Here is a 22,541-nt window from a genome sequence, read left to right on the forward strand (position 1 = left end):
TATTCGAAGTTTAGCGTCTAAACAAATGTAAAATTACGTTTTGCAATTTGGTCTTGGAGAACCCGATTGGGGAAGCGTTTTGATCGTCGCTTGCAGATCTTTGATACGCGTACTGTGCGAAGGGTGTGTAGAAAGCAGTTCTGGGGGCTGATTACCACCCGATGCCTTCGCCATGTTTTGCCATAAGTCGACACTTTGGTTAGGATCGAATCCAGCTCTAGCCATATACTCTAGGCCAACAACATCGGCTTCAGATTCTTGAGTTCGCCCATACGGTAGAATAACGCCATACTGAACGCCTAAACCTAAAGCAGCCATCGTCATACCTTGATATTGGCTGTATTCTGATGTGCCTAATGCGATGCTAGTAACCGATAAACCAGTGTTAGCGATTTGAGACTGAGATAGGCGCTCGTTACTGTGGTCTGCTAAAACGTGCGCCACTTCGTGCCCGATAACTGTCGCGAGTTGGTCTTGATTAACCGCTACCTTAAGCAACCCGGTATATACGCCAATTTTTCCACCTGGTAGGGCGAATGCGTTTACTTGGTCACTGTCAAAGACAACAACTTCCCATTCACTAAAACCTTGTTTAGGAATGTATTGCGTGATGCTGTTTGCGACGCACTGTACATAAGCGTTCGTTTTTGCATCTTTGCTGATGGGTTGTTCTTTCTTCATTTGTTCAAAAGACTGTGCTCCAAGCTGAGACATATCTTTATCTGAAAAAAGCAGTAATTGGTTTCTGCCTGTTGGGGAAGCGCTGCATGCACTTAGCCCAGCGAGTGTAAGAAGCGAGGCAAACTTCATCCATGACGTCATACAATATCCTCCGTGTATTCGGTTTTTATGCATGTTAACATCAACTTGTGTAATAGCTAGTAGCAGTAAGATAACTATTTCGGTAATAATCCCAGCAATAATGCTAACGTTATTGGTTTTATCAACCTATTAACGATGATAAAACTGCACACGCGATAACAAAGCCAATAATTAAGGAACCTACATGAGTATTTGGAAAAAGCCCGTTGACCTAGAGATCTTCAACGCGACCTCAAAAAATACCTTAATTGAACACCTCAATATTGTATACACCGAGGTCAACGACAACTCTTTGGTGGCAACCATGCCGGTTTGTCATTTTACCCACCAACCTTTAGGTATGCTCCATGGCGGCGCATCGGTTGTGTTAGCAGAAACGCTTGGCTCATTGGCTGCTAATTTTTGCGTTCCAGAAGGCTACTATTGCGTTGGGCTAGATATCAACGCAAACCACGTTAGATCAATGCGCGATGGCCATGTTGTCGGTACTGCTGAGCCTATTCACTTAGGTGTGTCTACCCAAGTATGGCAGATAAACATCACGGATGAGCGTCAACGCTTAGTCTGTACAAGTCGTTTAACTATTGCTGTGAAGAAACATAAGCGATAATAGGCTAAGCATTAGTTAGCTGTGTTTGTATTTATAAGAAGTAATCTGTATTTAAAATAGTCCGAGAAATCCATGGTCATAACGTTTAAAAGTGGGAAAATCATCGCAACCGCACATGAGCTGGTCGTTCGTTTGGATGGTGAGCACAGAGTCACGCTACAAGCTCAAGTTGATGCAATCCAACTGATAGGAAAAGGGGCAAATGTCATTTCAGCCAATGGTTCTGAATGCAAGTGGTCGATTAAATTAGACAACGAACAGCAGCTCCGAGATATTGCCAATGAAATCGGCTGCGATGTGATGTAATCGTATACTGCAAAAGTACTTAGACCTTCTATTTGAATCAAACATTAGGACACCATACCTAATAAATCGCAAGAAAATCACATCAGTAAGATTGATTTTAAGTCTTAAAATAGGGAAACTGAATTCAATGTCCTTTGAATAAGTTTTCCTCTTTATGAGCAGCCCAAGACTTCGCGTTCAATTTGAAACCCTGTTTGAATACTTCGATGGTAAAGATTCTGATGTTCAGCTCGACGACATCACGGATGTGCTTTGTTGTACCCGTCGTAATGCCCGGATGGTACTCAATAAGCTTGAAGAAGAAGGATGGGTTGAGTGGTTACCTGCGGCTGGGCGAGGCAAGTTATCTCAACTTATTTTTAAGCAGAATCGTTGCGATGTCAGTGAAAACTTAGCAAGACGCTACTTACAAGAAGGTAAAATTGGACAAGCGCTGTCAGTGCTTGATCACAATGCAGCCAAGCTGACTCAAGTTATTCAAAATTACTTGGGTGTGCAATACCAGGAAGGTGAGCAGGTTATTCGTTTGCCTTATTACCGACCGCTTTCTATGCTTAACCCGACAAAGTCGATGCGACGATCTGAGCAGCATATTACCTGTCAGGTATTCAGTGGGTTAACACGTTTGGATGAGAACGATCAATTACAGCCCGATCTTGCTCATTCATGGCAAAAAATCAGCGATTATCAATGGCGATTCTTCTTGAGACCCGGAGTCCGTTTTCATAACGGAGAGCCTTTGTTAACTAATCATGTTGTGGATACGCTGCTAGCACTCGAACCTCTCAATATGTTCTCACATATAAAAGACGTCTCTTCTCCGGCAAACTGTGTGGTTGATGTCTTTTTAACGCGACCAGATAAACACTTCCCACTCGCTCTGACTGAATCTGTTGCCAAAGTCACCTTACCGATGATTTTACGTGGTGAAGACTACGATATTCGACCGATTGGTACTGGCCCTTATCGCATTGAAAAGAACGATGAGAAGCAACTCGTGCTAACGGCTTTTAACGGATATTTTGGTTTTAGGTCATTGATTGATCGTGTTGAGGTTTGGGTTGTTGATGAGGCTTACTCTTCAATGGTTTACCCAAGTCTTTCTAAGCCTGTAATGGCGGATCGCGGCGATAGCGACGAAGTCGAACTTGATCCCGGCTGTACCTATCTACTGTTGAATCGGAAAAAGGGCATCGCACAAGATCCTGCATGGGCGCAATTTTTATCTAATACTTTGAATGCGGCCGATCTGTTTGTACACATTCCGAAAGAAACTGTTATCGATTTGGGAGTGTTACACGCTTATGGGATAAAGCCCGGTTGGTATGACATCAAGTTGAACACGCCGGTTTGTCCACCAGCGAATGCGAAACCAACCATTAGATTGGCTTACCAATGCCAACACCCAATGTTTCCAACACTTGCGAAGGCTATTGTTACAGTGTTGAAGCAATATGACGTCGACGTTGAACTTTATGGTTACGAAACCGATCCTCCACACGCCGATAATGTCGATATTTGGATTAATCCAATGGGTATCGCTAACAATAGAGATGACGCGTTAGCGGGCTGGTTGATGGATTACAGCTTTCTCGATGAATCTAGCCCGGCAGAAGACTTCGATCAATGGTGTCACATGATCGATCGTTGGCGCTCGGGCGAATTCGAGCAATTCCCAGCAAGACAGTTAGGTAAACAATTGGTGCAAAGCAATCAATTGATTCCAATGTTCCACTGTTGGTTAGGCGTTAACAAAGATCAATGCGGTACGCTGCAGAACGCAAAGTGTAATGCACTCGGTTGGTTCGACTTTAGCCAAGTTTGGGTAAAACCGGACGTTGACTAAGACCAGAGATAACTTGATTAGGACAACACGATGCAAACGGTGATGATCACATTTATAACGCTGGTGGCGTTTGCTGCCAATTCAGTGTTGTGTCGTTGGGCTTTGATGGATCAAACCATTGATCCTTTGAGTTTCTCGATCGTTCGTATCATATCGGGTGCCCTTACACTTCTGATTTTATTAACTTTGTCTTCCCACTCTAAGTCTAGAGAGGAGCTAGTAAACAACGACAAGTCGGTAGAGACAAAGCTCAAATTACCGTTTCAATTCACATCAATATTGTCACTCCTCGTTTATATGTTTGGTTTCTCGTTTGCTTACTTAGAGCTTGGTGCAGGTCTCGGTGCTTTGGTTCTGTTTGTCGCGGTTCAATTTACGATGATTGCCGCACACCTGTTAGCTGGCAATAGAATGTCATTGTTAGAGTGGTGTGGTTGTTTGTTGTCAGTTTCTGGGCTCGTTTACTTACTCATGCCGACGGATTCGACAAGTTCGCCCGATATAACCTCCATCATATTGATGGCTCTGGCTGGAGTAGGTTGGGGGATTTATACACTTGCGGGTAAGAAATCCACGAACGCGTTGCAATCCACTACTGCCAACTTTGCATTTAGCTCGTTAGTGATCCTTGTGTTAGTAAGCCTGTTACTTGTCATCCCTAATGTGGCATCGCAAATATCCATCACAGAACAAGGCTTGATTTACGCAATATTGTCGGGCTCAGTGGCTTCTGGTGTGGGTTATAGTTTGTGGTATTACGTGGTGAAAAAACTGGATACAGTGGTCGCATCCATTGCACAGCTTTCTGTTCCCGTTATCGCGACACTTGGTGGCGTTTTGTTGTTATCTGAACCTGTTACTATGCAATTTATTATCTCATCGACTGTTATCTTACTTGGAATAAGCTTGGTTCTTGTCGCACCTAAACTTAAGAAATAAAGGGTTCAATCATTAACTTCTATGGCTAAACCAAACAAAAAACAACCTACTAAAACGGTCCAGATATTCTGCGCTAAATGTAAGACACAACTTTTCAAGTATCGAAAAGGCGGCAAAGGGGCGCTCGTAAAGTGTTTTAAGGAACGGATCGTTGAAGATTTCACAAAAGACCCTTGTGTGTGCCCTGAATGCGGAATTGAATTTGCGCGAGATACTTTGGTTCGAGGTACGCCTGCCTACAAATTTGTGGGTGGCAAGGTAACTATGAAGTAGTTGAGAAGAATAAATGCCGCAGCACATCATGCGTGTGGCATTTCACATTGTTTTTTATATTCAGAAGAAAGGTTAGAGCTTAATGAGCTCTAACTCGTCCTTGAAGTTGCAACAGTAATAGCGAGACAATGGCACCCGTTGTATCACACAGCATGTCTTTCTGTGCATCCCAAATATCACCTTGTGAGCCAAGGAACGCGATACCTTCATCACCACCTGCAATTTCTGCATACCACCATTCTATAATCTCGTAGCCAGCTGCTACACTCATGATCGCAAATAGGGCAAAGAAACAGGCTAGTATCGGCTGAGCCAATTTCTTACGAATCAAATACTCTGCGAGTGGATAGGCATAAAGACCAATAGAGAAATGGGCTACTCGGTCAAAGTTATTGCGCTCAGAGCCGATAAGGTTATTGAACCAGTCAAATGGCACTTCTGAGAAGGTATATTTTGCGCCTATCGTGTGCAAAATAAGCCAGATAAACATCAGAGCATAAGCTGTCTTAGAAAAGGTGAGCTTGGTGGATAGCCACCATATCCCGATAAGAATACCGAGAGCAGGGACGATCTCAGCGATCCAAACGGCTCTTGAAGATGGCGCAAAGGCTGAAAAGAGAAAGATAACAAGATAGACAGCAGTTAGTGAGAGTAGAGGTCTATTTTGAGCAAGTGGCGTAATTGTCATCATCAGATCCTTTATAAGTTTTTTGTATAGTTACATAATAATGAACAGTGTTCAATTGTGTTCTAATCACTAGATTTGTTGAAAAGTAGTGTTATCGCCCAGTATCTAGACAAACGGTTGGCGGAGTTTCACAAAAGTTTGATTTACAACAAAGCGATCCTTAAAATCATTGCATTACTACATAACAAGAAAGAAAAGTCATGAAACTGGAAACTGTCGATTACCTTGCTGACGACGCAGCAGAACAATTTGTTCGATCTCTACGTGAAACGGGTTTTGGTGTTCTTAAGAATCACCCCATCCCAAAAGAGCTTGTTGAGTCAATTTACGAGAACTGGTACCAATTCTTCATTTCTGAAGAGAAAGAGAACTTCCACTTCAATGTTGAAACACAAGATGGATATTTTCCACCTTCAGTTTCTGAAGTTGCTAAGGGCCACACTGTAAAAGACATCAAAGAATACTTTCACGTATACCCTTGGGGTCAGATTCCTGAACAGTTAAAAGAACAGATTCTAGATTACTACCAACGTGCTAATGCTTTTGCTCAAGAACTATTAGGTTGGGTTGAAGCACATGCGCCTCAAGAAGTACAAGAGAAGTTCTCAATCGCGCTTTCTGAAATGATTAATGGCAGCGAACAAACACTGCTTCGCGTTCTTCATTACCCACCAATGCAAGGCGATGAAGAGCCAGGTGCTATCCGCGCAGCTGCTCACGAAGACATCAACTTACTGACTGTTCTTCCTGCAGCAAATGAGCCGGGCCTTCAAGTTAAAGCTCAGAATGACGAGTGGTTAGATGTTCCATGTGACTTCGGTAATATGATCATAAACATTGGTGACATGCTTCAAGAAGCATCAGGTGGTTACTTCCCATCGACAACTCACCGTGTAATTAATCCATCAGGTGAACGCCAAGAGAAATCTCGTATCTCTTTGCCACTATTCCTTCACCCAAAACCGGAAGTTGTACTGTCTGAGAAGTACACCGCAAATGAATACCTAATGGAACGTCTAAGAGAGCTTGGTGTTATCTAATTAACTAGTTCCTTGTGCTAAAATTGGTATAGATATCAGAGGTCAGCAAAATTGCTGGCCTTTTTTTGTTTTTCCAAAGAGCTAAACCAATCATAGCCAATTACTGGTCACCTTAGCTGCGTAATTTTGATGGATAACGGGCTCTTGAGCCAAGCAATTGAATGTGGTGTTCCATTAAGCTCGACAAATCGTAGAAAATCGCTTTCAATTAAGAGAAGTCAGCCCACTGACCTAGGGCAATTCATCATGCCTAACAAGCTAACAACTTAATAACCCAAATGAGCCAACTATGTCGAATAATCAAGGTGTGAGAGCGAGCTTTCATAGCCATATGGAGAACCCTTTGCTCTGGCCCATTATGGAAGTGCTTAAGCGAAAACCAAGTGGATGGAAAGTACACACACTGGCGGCTTATCTAAACGACCTTGGGTTTATGCCTGTATTAGATGCAGCACCCGAGAAGGAGTTATTTAAAAAGAACTTTCTCATTATGAATGCGCTGTATCAGCTTCAAGAAACCTTGCACCCTGATGGTTGGCTTCAAGTTCAAGCAATGGATATTGAATTAATGAATGGAAGCTATCATGGAAATAGCCACAGCATTGATCACCAAGACCCTCTTCGAGACTACTACACTAATTGGACTAACTATGAAGCGGATGAAGGTGAAGTCAAAAGGCTGCTGAACGAGTTTTGGACTCGGTACAGAAAGTTTGTTGGCGCTGATACGCTCAATTTAGATAAAAACCGTGCATTGAAGTTATTTGATCTCCCTGTAGACGCAACGCATAAGGAAATTAGAAAGCGTTGGCGACAGCTGGCGTTGCGGTGGCATCCCGATAGAGACGAGGGCAATACGGCAAAATTCCAGACGCTTTGTGAGGCGTGGCATGTATTACGAAGTTCATAATCGACGTAACTCTTACTGCGCTGTTTATTGACTCTTTAGAGTGAAATTTAAGCCCTATATAAAATTGAAAGCCCCATGTTGTGAGTGACACAAGTGGGGCTTTGTCGTCATTATGCTTGTATTGTTACTAGGCTATGCGTTGTTACTAGATTAAGCGTCGTTACAACTTCATTTATTGTGCTATGAGTGATCTTTGTTTTCTCCACTCTTATGTTCGAATGCATAGTCGAGTACTTTACGGATATAAGGAGCACCGACCTTGGAACCACCATTACCGTGCTCGATGACCACAGTCGCAACATATTCAGGGTGTTCGTAAGGTGCGAATGCCGTGTAAAGCGCGTGGTCGAGTAAATGCCGAGCCAGTTTCTTGGAGTTGTAGACCTGATCTTTTGCAAGATCAAATACTTGGGCTGTTCCCGATTTACCGCCGCTAGTGTAGTCAGTTCCTTTAAATGCACGTCTGCCGCTACCTCGACTGCCGTGGTTTACGAGTCGCATCGCATTAATAGGTACATCCCATATCTCGTCTGGTACTTCAGTGATCGACAGCATCGGCTCAGGTTCAACCAGTTTTTGCGTATCAAAATCTTCACCGTGATCTAAGGTAGCTCTCAAGATATGAGGTGGCATTACCTTCCCATGATTAACTAGTACCGAGGTTGCTTTGGCAAGTTGCATTGGCGTGGATGTCCAATACCCTTGACCAATACCAATAGGGACGGTGTCACCTTGATACCAAGGGGTACGATAACGCATCATCTTCCACTCTCGAGTTGGCATGTTGGCGGTACTTTCTTCATAGATATCGATGCCCGTAGGTTCACCAAAACCAAAGCGATTCATCCAACTTGAGATGCGGTCGATACCTAAATCAAAGGCGGTTTGATAGAAGAATGAATCCACCGACTCTTCAATCGCTTGAGTTACGTCAACAGGACCGTGACCCCAGCGTTTCCAGTCTCGCCATGATTTAGAGTTGCGTTTGGAACCGGGAATTTGCCATGAACCGTGATCATCACGAATGGTGTTTTCTGATATAACATGCTCTTGTAATCCGGCAACGGCCATAAATGGTTTTATGGTGGATGCTGGAGGGTAAACGCCCAGTGTGGTGCGATTCACCAACGGGTGAGCAGGGTCATTCAATAGACGTTGGTAGTTCTTACTCGAAATGCCGTCGACAAATAGATTAGGGTCATAACTTGGGCTAGATGCCATCGCCAGTACACTGTTGTCTTTTGGATCGAGGATAACCGCACTTCCGGTTCGGTGATCAAGTTGTTCAAATACGTATTTTTGCAGTTCAAGGTCAATATTTAATACTATGTCTTTGCCTGCAACTGGCGGCACGTACTCAATAGTCCGAACAACACGGCCACGGCTGTTTACTTCAACTTCTTGATAGCCTTTGGTTCCGTGTAGGATATCTTCGTAATAGCGTTCGACACCGAGCTTACCAATAATAGTAGTCGCTTGATAATTCGCTTCGATGCCTTTTTCTTCTAGCTTCTTTAGGTCACTATCATTGATGTGTGCCACATACCCTAAGACATGGGTCAGCACCTCTCCATTTGGGTAAAAGCGCTTTAAGTTCGTATCAATCGATAAGCCGGGGAATTGGTACTGGTGCACCGAAAACTTAGCAATCTCTTCTTCACTTAGGTTCTCTAATATAGTGACAGATTTGAAACGGCGCGTGTTGTGATAACGTTTTTTGAATCGAGCGATCTGCTCAACATCACGCGGGATGTATTTGTCGAGCTTGGCGAGCATGGTATCGACATCATCTGTTTGCTCGGGAATCATCGTTAGATTAAACACAAGCTTGTTCTCGGCAAGCAACACACCATTACGATCGTAAATTAGCCCGCGAGTAGGCGCGATAGGCAATACTTTGATTCTGTTGCCATCCGCACGAGTTTGATAGCTTTCAAAATTGTCGACTTGAAGTCGGTACAGGTTGGCGACTAAGACGAGAGTGAACAGTAAGATCCCACAAAACGCCACGATTACACGGTTTTTGAATAGGTTTACTTCGATTTTATGGTCACGCATCTTAACGCGTTTATGATTCATTGAAGCCTCAAGAGTCTGTTACATTTAGTTACACCTATCGAGTCGGAACTTTATCTGAATATCGCCATAGTTTTGTAAAAGCTGTGTCATGATTTTGGGGATTTCTATGATTAAAGCGCTGACCAACAATGTAGTTACGTAAAGAGTGGCCGAATCAGATAGAAATATAGGAATTGAACGCAAAAAAACGGCCCTCATAAATGAGAGCCGTAACAATAAAGATTAACTTAACGCGAGGTATTAGTTCGAGCTCGAAGGTTTGAACTGAGATTTACGCATACGGTTTAGTGCGGCCATTACATCCAATACTCTTGGTTTCGCTAAGTCACCGTAGTTTGGCATGTTCACGTGCCACTCATCGCTTAAGATAGCGCTAAACTCTTTAGCAGGGTTGTTTGACCAACCTGGAGTTTGTGCAAACTGGAACCAAGCCCAACCAATCGCGTTTACTTCTGACGTTGATTCTAACTGCTCTAATGCAGAAAGGTCCGCGAATTCCTTACCAAAACGCAGTGACTCTTTGCCTTTCGCGTTAACTCGGAATTTGCCGTCAGTAAGAATGTTCATCAATGCTGCGCGGTTTAACGAACGAGGAACAAACGTTTCTAATGCGGTCTCACATTCGTTAGTTCGCTGAGTAGGGTGTTGAGCGATGACTTCTTGTGCTTTATCAGTTACGTCTACCGCTTGGTAGTCGTGCATTTGAATAACAGTGTCAGCCACGTCTAGGTAATCGCCAGATCCACCCATTACAACAATGGTAGAGATATCCATCTCTTCACGAAGTTGGCCAATACGGTCAACAAGTGGAGTGATTGGCTCAGCACCTTTTGATACTAGAGCTTGCATACGTTCGTCACGAATCATGAAGTTAGTCGCTGACGTATCTTCATCAATAAGTAGTGTTTGAACGCCTGCTTCAATCGATTCTTGTAGCCAAGCCGCTTGCGATGTAGAACCTGATGCATCTTGTGTGCTGAAATTAGACGTGTCTTTCTGCATTGGTAAATGGTTGATGTAGTTTGAAAGATTCAAGTTATGTACACATCGGCCATCTTCAGCACGGATCTTCATCGTATCGGTCGCAGTCACGATACCTTCACGGCCATCACCAGGAATATGGTTGTAGATAGAACGTTCAACGGCGTTCAATAGTGTAGATTTACCATGGAAACCACCACCAACGATCAGCGTGATGCCTTTAGGAATACCTAGGCCAGTCACATCACCTTGGTTTGGCGCGTTTAGCGTCACACTTAAAGACTCTGGTGCTAGGAAAGGAACTGCGCCTTTCATTGGCAGGTCGCAGTTACCTGCAATACGAGGTAATACACTGCCATTTGCAACGAATGCTGCTAGGTTGTTTTCTTCCAATTGAGCACGCAATGCGTCTTGGTCTTCAACAGCTTCACAATGCTTAATCATCGCTTCGATGTTGAGTTCGCGTTCAAGCGTTGCGCGACGAATAAACTTAGGCAAATAGAATGTAATGATGTTGATTGCTTTCTTTGCAAGAATACTACGACCATCAGCGGGTAGGTTGATACGAAAACGAATTTCGATACCGTGCTCGGTGAAAACCACAGATGTGTTATCCAAAACAGTTTGGCCGGTTAGTGCGATAGACACGGTCGCTTCTTGCTTAGCAAATTCAGAGAAGCTACGTGCAATAAAATCACGCGCTGCTACTTGGTATTCGTAAGATTTTTCTTTAAGCCAATCTAACCCTGTTAACGACCAAGCGCGTGTTGCGCGAAAACGTGAAGATGATGCATACGGGTCACCTTGAACGTGGTCGATGTGTAATTCGAAATCAGCAAAGTCGTATTGACCTTTAATTTGTTGATATGCGCGGAAGTTTTGTTTTTCGAGCTTTTTAAGCTTTGCAGTCAACTGATCCATAACGAGGAATGCCTATATAAAGGGAAGATAAAACAGAAAGGCGGCGATTATAAAAATCACCACCTATAGAGTAAAGAGAAAGTAGGCCTAAATCCAAAACAAAGTGCTCTTTTTCGCCTTAAGCGTAACGAGTTGTCCCCAAATAGTTTTGATTGATTAAGCTGTGTTCGAATTCTTGGCTCGGCATTGGCTTGCCATAAAGGTAACCTTGTCCCACATCACAGCCTTCATTGATGATAAATTGCTCCTGAACCTCCGATTCAATGCCTTCAATCGTGACTTTTAAGTCGAGCTTTTTCGCGATTTGGACTATGGACCGAACGATCTCTGAGTCTTCCTGTGAGTTGAGCATTTGGTCGATGAAGCTCTTATCAATTTTAATCGTATCGAATGGGAATTTCTTAAGGTAACTAAATGAGGCATAGCCCGTCCCAAAGTCGTCCAGTGACAATGTAACGCCAATGTTGTGTAACGATTCCAATGTATTTTTCGCGACGACTTCATCTGCAATGAGGCAACTTTCCGTGACTTCAAGTTCTAAGAAATGAGGTTCTAGGTGATAGGTTTCCAACAGGTGAATAATTTGGTCTGCGAAATCAACATTCTTTAATTGAATAGCAGATACGTTTACGGCTATTTTGAAATCTTCAACGTATTCGGACCACTCTTTCGCTTGCTCAATCGCGTTGCGCAGAGCAAAATTTCCTACTTCGAAAATTAACCCGTTTTGCTCGGCCATGTGTATTAAGGTTTCGTTAGATATGTCTCCCAGAACGGGGTGTCGCCAACGTAGTAGAGCCTCTGCACCAACCCAGCGATGAGTCAACGGGCATACTTTAGGCTGAAAATAGAGCATAAGGTCATCATTACGAACCGCTTGGAGTAAATAACCTTCAATCTTATTAATATGACTTTGTTCTTCAGCATGAGACTGAGAATAGTAAGCGAACTTCTGTCCGGAATCTTTACATGCCAACATCGCTTCTGAAGATTTTTGGATAATACTGTCAGCACCATCGTCGTGCTCAGTAATCGCAATCCCTATAAAGGCATGCAGATGAACTTTGTCACTACCAATGTCAAATTCTGAATGACCGACTTTTACCAATGTCTGGCATAGTTCTTCGATACGTTGGTGCAAATCTTTAACACTGAACGCCAACACAAGGTCAACCGAAGTAGGGCGCGCAGTTAATACCTCGACATCAGAGATACTGTCGATGCGTTGTCGGTATTCAACAAGCACTTGGTCTAACGCGTTGTAGCCATATCGAGCTTGAATGCGCCTGCCATTAGTAAATCCAATATGGATTACTGCGAGTGAGCCACCAGTAAACCTTTGTTGTGACAACAACTTCTGATCTAAGCGCGACTCAAAAGCACTTCGGTTCAAAAAACCCGTGCCGAGATCGTGATTTTTTTGGAAATTGATCTCTTGTTCTGCCGCTCTGCGCTTATCAATCTCTTGGTTTAATGAATAATTAAGACTCGCGAGGTCTTTTGTGCGAGTAGCAACTCGGCTTTTTAAGTCACGATTCATTTGAGTGAGCTTAGCGTGTTGAAACAAGGTTTTTAATTGAGATTCTATCGAGGTGCGAAAGCTTTCTAATAGCTTAATATAGGTAGGCGTGTAGTGATTTTCTTTCGAGTCCAAGATACAAATGGTGCCGAACAATTCGCCGTTAGGCCAACATAGCGGAATGCCACAATAAGAGATTAAGCCAAGCTTTGTGTCGGGGTTATTTTTCCAATCAACATCGGCAAGCGCATTGGGTACTAAAAGCTGCTGCTGAGACTCCATCACCGTTTCGCAGTAAAGCCCATTTCCTAATGTTTCAGAATCGCCTTTGTTATAAGGGTTATCCTGACTGTGGCTGGTAGAGAAAACTTCAATGTAGTTGGTATGAACACGCATGATAAGTGCAGCAGGCACTTGAGTGATTTGAGCTAAGAGGTCGACAATATTTTGCCAGCTGGAGGCCATATCGTCAGGGATATCTAAGTCTATCGTTTTTATCTTCTTCATATGACTCCGAGTCAATTATGCTAAATGCATCAACACATCCTGTGTTAATTAAGATGAACCAAATAAACTGTGAATATTACATTAACTAAGTATAAGAAATGTTGCACAAAAAAACCTCCGCAATTTTGCGGAGGTTTTCAAATGTGAATCTGGGTCTCAGTAATGAGATAAGTTTCGATTAAGGCTTTAACTTTATAAAATCATCAGTGTTAAGTTTCTCTTTATAGTCTACCGATGGTTGAGCAAAACCGTTCAACTGTAAAAACTCTTCTTTAAAACCTTGATAGTCACCGATTGATTGGAAGTTGTTTTCATCCATAGCTTCAAGTAGTTCAGTCACATGAGCTTGGGTTTCTGGGTCGAGTTCCCATTCATCCATCCGAATTAGGCGCTCGCCATCAAGTGGTACTTTGGTTTGTCCATACAGCTTACTGCTGAATAAGCGTTGCATTTGTTGGATACAACCTTCGTGGGTCTCTTTTTCTTTCATCACTCTATATAAAGCGAGCAGATAGGGGCTTAGCCCCGGAATGAACACACTCGCTTTGGTCACTAATGCTTTACACACGGTCGCGTAAGCATTACCACCAAAGTTTGCTAGTTCAAGGTTAAGTGCGTGACTGGTTTGATGAAGGTCTATTTTAGCGCGGCCCAAAGTACCGTCTAAGTAGATAGGGTGCGTGACTTCTGGACCAACGTAAGAAAAAGCAATGGTTTTGCAACCTGGGGCAATAGATTCAGCATTGATTAGCTCATCTATCCACTGTTCCCAATCTTCGCCGCCCATGACTTTGAGTGTGCTTTCGGCTTCTTCTTCCGTTGCAGCATCAAGTGTGTTGGTCACCCAGTTGTCGTGCTCTAGTGAGATAGTCGCACCAGTCACGCTTTCACCGATTGGCTTAATGGCAGAGCGCCAGAATTCTTCGGTATTTGGTTTGGGTCTTACGCCAGCAGCCAAGCTATAGATAATCAGATCCACTTCACCTTCGAAGTAGGTTTCGATGGCTTCGACAACTTGTGAACGTGTTTCTTGTGAAAATGCGTCGCCAACAATGTTGATAGCAGTGCGTTGCTCTCGTTCGGCTTCTTTCTTGAAATAGATGTTGTTGTACCAACCAGCGCTGCCTAGGGATTTCTCGTTAGGACCGCGCTCGAATGAGACGCCGATGGTGTCAGCTTTTGCACCGCCAAAGGTAAGGGCAATGCGAGCGGCAAGGCCAAAGCCAGAGGAAGCACCGATAATCAGTACTCGCTTAGGGCCATCTTTGATCTGCGGCGCACTCTTAACAAACTTGATTTGTTGCTTTACGGATTCTTGACAGCCTAGAGGGTGAGCGCTTTTGGCTACCACACCCTTGATAATAGGTTCGATCAGCATAAATAACCTTACAGTTAACGGTGATATGCACTCAGGCTAACGTAAAGCTGTGTAAAATTTATTGAGCTAGACCATTAAAACCTAAAGATACTGATATAATTCTTTGGCGACAAATTCAGCAATCCAAGGCTGAGCTTCTGGTTTTGGATGCAGTCCATCGTTCATCATCCACTCCGGTTTGAGGATGATATGCTCTAGGAAAAACGGCAAAAGTGGCACGTTTTGTTGATCAGCAAGCGCTGCAAAAACGTACTCAAACTGTTGGTTGTAACGCTTACCGTAATTCGGTGGGATTTTAATCTTCATCATAATAGGTTTCGCGCCCGCAGCTTTTATCTGCTTAATGATTTGATCAAGATTCGCAGACATCAGCTTAGGTGGGAATCCACGAAGACCATCATTCGCACCGAGTTCGATAAGAACAGTGTCTGGGGCGTGTTCTTCAAGCAATTGTGGTAAACGAGCTAAGCCATTGCCAGTTGTGTCACCAGAAATACTTCCGTTGACCACGGTTACCGTTTTGTCATGCTTTGCTAACGCGTCTGGTAACAGGCTTGGCCAACTCTGTTTGATGTCCATGTTATAACCAGCACTCAAGCTATCACCAAGCACCAGTAACTTAGAATCTAACTCGGTATCTTGAGCCAAAGAAGCGGTTGAAAATATAATTAAGAATAAAAAGGAAATTAGTCGAGTCATGCATACATCCATCATTAAAGCAGAAGCTGTTTCGAAGACAGTGTCTACTAATCAAGAACATTTAACAATCTTAGAGCATGTTGATATCGATATTCGTGAGGGTGAAACGGTTGCGATCGTCGGTACTTCAGGTGCGGGTAAATCCACGTTAATGACACTGCTTGCAGGACTCGATGTGCCAACTTCTGGCGAAATCAGTTTGTTAGGCCAACCTCTATCACAGCTTGATGACGAAGCGAGAGCCAAAATCCGCAGTGAATCCGTTGGGTTTGTTTTCCAAAGCTTCTTATTGATCCCAAGCCTTTCTGCCCTGCAAAACGTCACGCTGCCTTGTTTGTTGAAAGGTGAAGACGAAGACATCGAACGCGCGACGGCTTTGCTTGAATCAGTGGGCTTGAAAGACAGGCTTGATCACCTGCCGTCTCAACTGTCCGGTGGTGAACAACAAAGGGTAGCATTGGCTCGTGCGTTTATGATTAAGCCTAAAATTTTGTTCGCTGATGAACCAACGGGCAACCTAGACCAACAAACGGCAGCGAAAATCGTCGAGCTGTTGTTCGAACTTAATTCATCGCACGGTACAACGCTTGTTCTCGTCACGCATGACCCTAAGCTCGCACAGCGTTGCCAACGAACCTTGAAAATGCATGTCGGTCACATAGAGGAAGTGTAAATTGAATTCATCACACGGACTGAATAAACGACTGTTTTCATGGAGCATCGAAGAGATTCGACATGGTCAGCTATGGCCGGTATCCATCGCTCTAACGCTCATTATAGCTTGTGTGTTCGCGCTTTCAGCTTTAGCTGAGCGTATGGAACAAGTGATCGTAAAGCAGGGCAAAGATGCGTTAACCGCCGACAGTGTATTTGTATCGGCAAACCCAATCCCCCAACCTTTATTAGACCTGACTCAGGTTGAACAGTTAGAAAGCTCTCAGTTAACTCGCTTCTCAACCATGGCATTCAGTGATAACTCGATGCAGTTGGTTACTGTTAAAGCCGTAGAGAGCAATTACCCTTTACGCGGTGAAATGATACTGGAAGGCGCAGATAACGCGGCAAGCAATCATGTTGAACCGGGGGAATTGTGGCTTGATGAGCGTATATTTGCTCAGCTAGAAGTTGAGATAGGTGACAATGTCACGATAGGCGATGCCGATTTAACAATCACAGGGCGTATCGCGCAAGAACCGGGCTTGAGTTTTAACCCTTTCCAACAAATGCCTGCAGTTCTGATTCACAATAACGATGTTGAAGCGACAGGCGCAATCCAACCAGGTAGCCGCGTTAGCTTTAGATTGTTTTTAAATGGTGATGAATCGAAACTCAAAGCAGCACAAGACAGTATCGAACTGACACCAAGTGATCGCTGGCGTACACAAGACTCAGCCAGTCGTACCAACGAGATGTTCGAAAGTACGACTCAATACTTATCGCTAACGGTTGCTATCGTTGTGATCATGGCTGCGACCACTTTGGTACTCACTTGCCAACATTATGTTGCGAGTCGTCGTAAAACCATTGCGATGCTTAAGAGTTTAGGTGCGAGCAAGCAGTGGATCGTTAAATGGTTGTCCGTACAGGTGTCTCTGTTGGTGGTTATTGGTGCAGTACTGGGAATTACCATCGGTATCGGCTTAGAATTTTTGCTTCGTATACCTCTGGGCGACTTATTACCAACACCACTTCCTAGCTATGGTATTGAACCTGTCATTTTGGCGATTTTATCAAGCATTCTCATTGGTGTGCCTGCTCTTGGTATTCCGTTAATTGGCTTGGTAAGCACTTCGGCAATCAGCGTGATTCAATCAAGTCACCAGTCTAATGAAAGCTACAAGAAATACCTGTTGTTGCTGGTGCCTATTATTCCAATGATGCTGATGTACGGCGATAACCTGTTGGTATGGATAGTTCTAGCGGGTATCGCTTGCCTGTTCTTAGTGCTTGCGATTGTGAGCACGCTTGTTCTGCGTTTGGTCGGTAAGCTGCCGACGTCGACATCTATGCGTTTGGCATTGAGCCGAATTAATCGCACACCATTAGCAACAGGGATTCAATTTGGTTCTTTAGCGCTGTCTTTGATGCTGTTATCGATCATATGGCTAGTGAGAAGTGACTTGTTGTCAGATTGGCAGCAAACTTTGCCCGAGAACGCACCTAATGCGTTTGCGCTGAATATTGCGAGCTATGAGAAAGACAGTTATCTCGAGACGATTGATGCAAACGAAGTAGAGCGTACTCAAGCGTTTCCAATTATACGAGGAAGGCTCACAACCATTAACGGCGTTGAGGCGGCGAAATACAGCGAGACCTCAGAAGAAACAGATGCACTAAGTCGCGAGATCAACTTCACTTGGGGAGATAGCCTGCCTGAGTACAATGAAGTATTAGAAGGCAGCTGGACACAAGAGCAGGGCGTATCTGTGGAATCCGATGTCGCAGAGCAACTTGGTTTGAAAATTGGCGATGATCTTTCATTCACAATCAACAGCCAGAACGTCTCTGCCAAGGTGAACAGCATCCGAAAAGTAGAATGGCGTGAAATGAAGCCAAACTTCTATTTCATTTTTACTCCCGATGTTTTGAGCGCTATTCCTTCTACTTGGTTGGTGAGCTTCAGATTAGAAGAGCAACACAACCAAATGCTCAACGAATTATCTCGAAATCACCCGACCGTGAGTTTGATGGACATTCGTAAAATGGGTAGCAAGATCCAAGAGTTGCTCAAACAGATTGTTTGGTCGATAACCGTACTTGCCGCGTTAGGTGTAGTGGCGGGGCTATTGCTTATCTTCACTCTGTTGCGACTGAGCTTATCTCAAAGACAACAAGAGATACGCTTGTACCGAACCTTAGGCGCGAGTAAGAAGCGTATTCTCAACACTATTTGGTGTGAATACGGGGTGATGGCGTTAGTAGCTGGCTCAATTGCTGCGCTAGGTTCTGAACTCAGTGTTGCAGGGGTAATGAACTTTGGCTTTGAGTTAGAACCTTCACTCCACCCAATACTGTGGATAGCGCTACCCGTGCTGACGTTTATCACATTGGCCGCGGTAGTGAATAGCTTAATCAAACGTTTGTTGGCACCAGTAAACAAGGATTTTGGTTAGTCGCTAGCAAGATCTAACCAAATGCTTAAAACGGTCTAAAAGTGAAATTACTTATACTTAGTCGTTCACTATTTATAAGACGTCTCTTTAGACCGCTTTTTATTTGACCAATGCGTAGCACAAGTTACGAACATCGCACCTTAATTTCCCAATTTTTTAGTATTTTTTAAAACTAATTGCGCAATAATGCCGATTTAATGAACAGCGGTTAGTCCCTGTAAACAAAGGGTTTGCGCAACTTAGCAAGAACGTTATCAACAGTTATCCACAAAAACGGTGGATAACTTTAGGGATAAGTTAACATCTATGTTTTAAGAGTACTGAGGCAGCCTTTATGTGGCGTCACTTAGGACAAATGTGACGGTTATAATAACCTTTAAAACTCAATCTGGAGTTATTGAGTCAAGAGATTATTTAGGTTTTTTACATAGATATTAAATACTGCCTATCTAAGACCTTGATAAAAATGTGTTTTAATTCGTAGCAGAACAAAAGTAGAATAGCGGCAGTTAATCATATTCTACAGAACACGATGAACCACAACAAAACGGATACAAATCAGCCTTCTATTGCCATTGTTGGTGGTGGTATTGCCGGAACGACGAGCGCAATTCATTTTAGTGAGTTGGGTTATAAGGTCACTATTTTGGAAAAAGGACCGAGTTTGGTTAATGGTCCACCAATTTGCCATCTGCATGCTGGTGGCAATTTGTATCGAGATATTTCTGTAGAGCAGTGTCTTCAGTTGCTCACTCAGTCAATTGATACCGTCCGCTTGTTTCCCCATACTATCAATATTCGTCCGACAATTATCGCTGTTCCACACAGTGATGGTGGAGAGCCGTTGGATCTTCTTCCGCGCCTAAAGATAATCAAGAACGCTTATGCTGAGCTTGTTAATCAAGATAAAAGCAACCAAGTGCTTGGTAAACCGGAAGAGTATTACAAGCTGTATAGTAAAGAAGAGTTACTAGCACTTGCTGCTCAAACACAGCCTCTGAAACCAACATCGCTTGATGAATGGTGTATTCCTTTCGCTAAACATACGGATCTAGAAACCCTTAAGTATCCTGTTGCTATGGTTCAAGAGTATGGCTGGAGCGTATTCCGCTTATCTGCAACCGCTCAACTCTCTTTGGGGCAACAATCTAATTGTACCGTGTTAACCAACAGCCGATTACAATCTGTTGAATCGTTAGAGCAAGGTTGGTCTTTGACTTATACAGACGCTGAGAACCAAAGCTGTCACCTAACGACCGACTACTTGATTAATGCAAGTGGCTTTGAAACGGGCATCGTGGATGACTTTGTCGGTTCTAAGCAACAAAGGCTTGTTGAGTTCAAAGCCGCATACGTTACGCAGTGGCCGTATTCGCAAGAATGTAAGGAAGAGTGGCCAGAGGTTATCTTCCATGGCCCGAGAGGCACACCGCAAGGCATGGCTCAGTTAACACCGTACGCTGATGGTGTATTCCAACTTCACGGTATGACAGAAGGGATTACTCTATTTGAGGGTGGGCTTGTTTCATCATCAACAGATTCATCACAGCCTCAGTTGCCTTCTAAGCTTCTTAAGAAAATCGTATCAGGTTGGAGTGAAGAGCAGCTCGAATTAAGAACTCGCGCTGCGATAACGCATATGTCTCAGTTCATCCCAAGTTTTAGCTCTGCACTGGTAGGTGGTAAGCCTTTGTTCGGTGCACAGCAGATTCCGGGAACCGATCCGAGCTTAAGAGCTTCAGACGTGTCATTCTGTGGTGATCGCTATGCTCGACTTGAAGTAGTCAAAGCATCTTCAACCTTAGAGGCAGCGCAAAAGGTCGCTGAGCATTGGTTTGATGTCGCAGAGTCAGTATCGATTGAAAATACACACTCAGTGACAATGTCACTTAATCTAAAGAATATTGAGAATAAAGCGATAGATTTGACACAAGAACGCGGATACCCAGAAGCCCTTGCAAAGGTATCAGGCCAAGATCACGCTTAATACTCAGTCATAATCTACTACGCTAAACATCTTCAATTCGGCTTACTTTGACAGGTAAGCCGAACCTTCATTCAAACGCCAGCTAATATACCGAAAACCAACCGAACTATATCTCTAGGCAATTACTTTTAGCTACAGAGCAAAAACTAATAGCCGAAAAACTGAGCCCATTGGCACCAAACATCTTGTAATCCTAAGCGATCGCCTTTACTAAACGAGACTTTATGTCCAGGTTTGGCTTGTGCTAAGCGCGGCAAATCGATTCTGGCAACACATCCAATCTTCGGATAGCCACCAATAGTCTGTCTGTCATTAAGCAACACAATAGGTTGCCCATCTTGGGGGATTTGAATCGCACCTAAGGCAATACCTTCAGACAATAGCGAAATATCAGGTGAATCAACCGATTGACCACTGAGTCGATAGCCCATGCGATTTGAATTTTGGTCAACGTGATACTGTGCGTTATACAAAGTCTCTTTTGCTGAACCAGTGAACAACTCGCTTTGATAGCCTTCAATCACTCGCAGGTTCACGGGTAGGTTGTAATTAGGCGTGTATCGGAAGGTGACACTCAACGCTTTAAACGAGCGAGAGAGTTGGTGTTGGGTAAAAGCAATGTGTTGCCCTTGCTGGCATGGCTCTCCATCTTGCGTTAATCCACCAATTTTTTCACGAGTCACTGTTGAACAGCTATCAAGAGTTGATGGAACATCGAAGCCCCCCTTAACGGCTAAATACGCCCTTAGACCATTTTTAGGTAAACCAAATGAGAGAACTTGCCCTGCAAAAGCTTGAAAAGTACGCCAGTTAGACTGTGGTTTGCCATCGAGCTTCGCTTGTAAATCGCCACCACACAACGCCATTTCGCAATCAAAATCGATACGTAACGCACATTGCCCAAGCGTGATTTCCAACGCTGCTCGGTTGACTGGGTTTCCGAGCAGGTGATTGGCCCAGCTATACGAGTAATCATCAACAGGGCCGCCTTGTGTCAACCCGAGATGAGCAACACCAAATCGTCCGAAGTCTTGAATCAAACTCATTGGCCCCGGCTTAAGTACTGTCAGTGTTGGTTTAGCGTTTGTCTTAGCCATTAGCGACACCTCCACTAATATCCATAAACTTAAGCTCAACAAATTCTTGTTTTGAAATCGCGATGAAACGGACCGTATCACCGACATTAAGCAGAGACAGCGGCGTTTGCGTGGTATCAGCGTTCTTTAATTGGCTGTGATCAAACAGTGCGAGTGGGCAATTGCCAATAATATTCCAACCGCCCGGTGAGTCCGAAGGATACACCGCCGTTTTCGTATCCGCGATGGCGATACTGCCTTTCGGCACACTTAAGCGTGGGGTTGAATGACGAGGCAAAGCAAGCTCGTTGACTACATCAGACATAAACGCAAAGCCAGGCGTAAACCCAATGGCACTGACGCTGTAAGTCTGTGAGGTGTGATGTTGAATGATCTCATCTAGCGACATGCCTTTGGCTTGATATCGGTCTAAGTCGAGTGCTGTTTCTGGTGAGTAATAAGCGGGAAGCTCGATAGTGTTACGCGTTTTACTAACACTAGAGAAGGACGAAATAGCATGACTCAACAAAGAGTTGAGTTGTTCCATGAGCTGATGTTCTGAAATTCTATAAGGTAAGTAATCGACCAATATTGTTTGGTAAGCCGGTGTCACATTCATCAATACAGATGCTAAGTGTTGACGAATAGCATCGGAAAAATGAGCCATGTACTGCGCATATTCGGCGCTAGATTGATTATTTGAAGGCGATAGCGTCAAGGTCACCAAAACGCTGCATTCCGCGACTGGCGCTATATTGAATTCAATTTGATTCGTCGTCATTTCGTTTCCATACTTTTACTTGCCTTTGATTTACTTAGTGTCTTTCATTTGCTTATTTGCTTATTT

General features: G+C 43.8%; 19 protein-coding genes. 10 read left to right on the plus strand and 9 right to left on the minus strand.

Annotation, left to right across the window (positions count from 1 at the left end):
- Window positions 1-33 precede the first annotated feature (33 nt).
- A complete protein-coding gene (locus tag AB4513_RS17715) occupies window positions 34-822 on the minus strand; it encodes a M48 family metallopeptidase (RefSeq protein WP_009845320.1) in 789 nt (262 codons plus the stop codon).
- 184 nt (window positions 823-1,006) lie between these two features.
- Between AB4513_RS17715 and AB4513_RS17720 the strand changes: the two genes are divergently transcribed.
- The 5 genes from AB4513_RS17720 (at window position 1,007) to AB4513_RS17740 (ending at window position 4,796) form a co-directional block, all read left to right on the plus strand.
- Complete coding sequence (locus AB4513_RS17720) at window positions 1,007-1,432, plus strand: hotdog fold thioesterase (protein ID WP_009845321.1); 426 nt, start codon at window positions 1,007-1,009, stop codon at window positions 1,430-1,432.
- Between the two features lie 72 nt (window positions 1,433-1,504).
- Window positions 1,505-1,738, plus strand: coding sequence for a DUF3389 domain-containing protein (locus AB4513_RS17725; protein ID WP_009845322.1), 234 nt, complete (start codon window positions 1,505-1,507; stop codon window positions 1,736-1,738).
- Window positions 1,739-1,892: 154 nt separating this feature from the next.
- Window positions 1,893-3,584: an SgrR family transcriptional regulator gene (locus AB4513_RS17730; RefSeq protein WP_009845323.1), complete on the plus strand. Its 1,692-nt coding sequence runs from the start codon at window positions 1,893-1,895 to the stop codon at window positions 3,582-3,584.
- Window positions 3,585-3,614: 30 nt separating this feature from the next.
- A complete protein-coding gene (locus AB4513_RS17735) occupies window positions 3,615-4,523 on the plus strand; it encodes a DMT family transporter (protein WP_009845324.1) in 909 nt (302 codons plus the stop codon).
- 21 nt (window positions 4,524-4,544) lie between these two features.
- Window positions 4,545-4,796 (plus strand): hypothetical protein, encoded by a 252-nt coding sequence (locus AB4513_RS17740; RefSeq protein ID WP_009845325.1) that lies wholly within the window; start codon window positions 4,545-4,547, stop codon window positions 4,794-4,796.
- Between the two features lie 79 nt (window positions 4,797-4,875).
- Here the strand turns inward: AB4513_RS17740 and AB4513_RS17745 are convergent, their stop codons facing one another.
- Window positions 4,876-5,484 (minus strand): DUF2238 domain-containing protein, encoded by a 609-nt coding sequence (locus AB4513_RS17745; RefSeq protein ID WP_009845326.1) that lies wholly within the window; start codon window positions 5,482-5,484, stop codon window positions 4,876-4,878.
- A 200-nt stretch (window positions 5,485-5,684) separates the two neighbouring features.
- On the opposite strand from AB4513_RS17745, the gene AB4513_RS17750 reads away from it, so the two are divergent.
- Window positions 5,685-6,524: an isopenicillin N synthase family oxygenase gene (locus tag AB4513_RS17750; protein ID WP_009845327.1), complete on the plus strand. Its 840-nt coding sequence runs from the start codon at window positions 5,685-5,687 to the stop codon at window positions 6,522-6,524.
- A 289-nt stretch (window positions 6,525-6,813) separates the two neighbouring features.
- Window positions 6,814-7,434, plus strand: coding sequence for a DNA-J related domain-containing protein (locus tag AB4513_RS17755; protein WP_009845328.1), 621 nt, complete (start codon window positions 6,814-6,816; stop codon window positions 7,432-7,434).
- A 180-nt stretch (window positions 7,435-7,614) separates the two neighbouring features.
- Here AB4513_RS17755 and mrdA read toward each other — a convergent pair whose 3' ends face one another.
- The 5 genes from mrdA to AB4513_RS17780 form a co-directional block, all read right to left on the minus strand.
- Window positions 7,615-9,513 (minus strand): penicillin-binding protein 2, encoded by a 1,899-nt coding sequence (gene mrdA / locus AB4513_RS17760; RefSeq protein WP_009845329.1) that lies wholly within the window; start codon window positions 9,511-9,513, stop codon window positions 7,615-7,617.
- A gap of 240 nt (window positions 9,514-9,753) precedes the next feature.
- Entirely contained in the window at window positions 9,754-11,415 is a 1,662-nt protein-coding gene (locus AB4513_RS17765) for an ABC-ATPase domain-containing protein (RefSeq protein WP_009845330.1), read from the minus strand.
- A 118-nt stretch (window positions 11,416-11,533) separates the two neighbouring features.
- Window positions 11,534-13,441, minus strand: a complete 1,908-nt coding sequence (locus AB4513_RS17770; RefSeq protein ID WP_102257722.1) for a GGDEF and EAL domain-containing protein — start codon at window positions 13,439-13,441, stop codon at window positions 11,534-11,536.
- Window positions 13,442-13,619: 178 nt separating this feature from the next.
- Window positions 13,620-14,819, minus strand: coding sequence for an enoyl-ACP reductase FabV (fabV, locus tag AB4513_RS17775; protein WP_009845332.1), 1,200 nt, complete (start codon window positions 14,817-14,819; stop codon window positions 13,620-13,622).
- A gap of 81 nt (window positions 14,820-14,900) precedes the next feature.
- Window positions 14,901-15,518 carry an arylesterase gene (locus tag AB4513_RS17780; protein ID WP_009845333.1) on the minus strand — a complete coding sequence of 206 codons (618 nt, stop codon included), beginning with the start codon at window positions 15,516-15,518 and terminating at the stop codon, window positions 14,901-14,903.
- On the opposite strand from AB4513_RS17780, the gene AB4513_RS17785 reads away from it, so the two are divergent.
- The 3 genes from AB4513_RS17785 (at window position 15,517) to AB4513_RS17795 (ending at window position 20,618) form a co-directional block, all read left to right on the plus strand.
- Window positions 15,517-16,191: an ABC transporter ATP-binding protein gene (locus AB4513_RS17785; RefSeq protein WP_009845334.1), complete on the plus strand. Its 675-nt coding sequence runs from the start codon at window positions 15,517-15,519 to the stop codon at window positions 16,189-16,191. The two genes, AB4513_RS17780 and AB4513_RS17785, sit on opposite strands and share 2 nt — an antisense overlap.
- A gap of 1 nt (window position 16,192) precedes the next feature.
- Window positions 16,193-18,631 carry an ABC transporter permease gene (locus AB4513_RS17790; protein WP_102257723.1) on the plus strand — a complete coding sequence of 813 codons (2,439 nt, stop codon included), beginning with the start codon at window positions 16,193-16,195 and terminating at the stop codon, window positions 18,629-18,631.
- Window positions 18,632-19,163: 532 nt separating this feature from the next.
- Window positions 19,164-20,618 carry an FAD-dependent oxidoreductase gene (locus AB4513_RS17795; RefSeq protein ID WP_017100549.1) on the plus strand — a complete coding sequence of 485 codons (1,455 nt, stop codon included), beginning with the start codon at window positions 19,164-19,166 and terminating at the stop codon, window positions 20,616-20,618.
- 146 nt (window positions 20,619-20,764) lie between these two features.
- Here AB4513_RS17795 and AB4513_RS17800 read toward each other — a convergent pair whose 3' ends face one another.
- Complete coding sequence (locus AB4513_RS17800; protein ID WP_102257724.1) at window positions 20,765-21,715, minus strand: biotin-dependent carboxyltransferase family protein; 951 nt, start codon at window positions 21,713-21,715, stop codon at window positions 20,765-20,767.
- Entirely contained in the window at window positions 21,708-22,475 is a 768-nt protein-coding gene (locus tag AB4513_RS17805) for an allophanate hydrolase subunit 1 (RefSeq protein ID WP_102257725.1), read from the minus strand. The genes AB4513_RS17800 and AB4513_RS17805 overlap by 8 nt, the downstream gene beginning before the upstream one ends.
- Window positions 22,476-22,541 lie beyond the last annotated feature (66 nt).

This window comes from Vibrio sp. 10N.222.54.E6, assembly GCF_041473955.1.
Lineage (GTDB): Bacteria > Pseudomonadota > Gammaproteobacteria > Enterobacterales > Vibrionaceae > Vibrio > Vibrio tasmaniensis_A.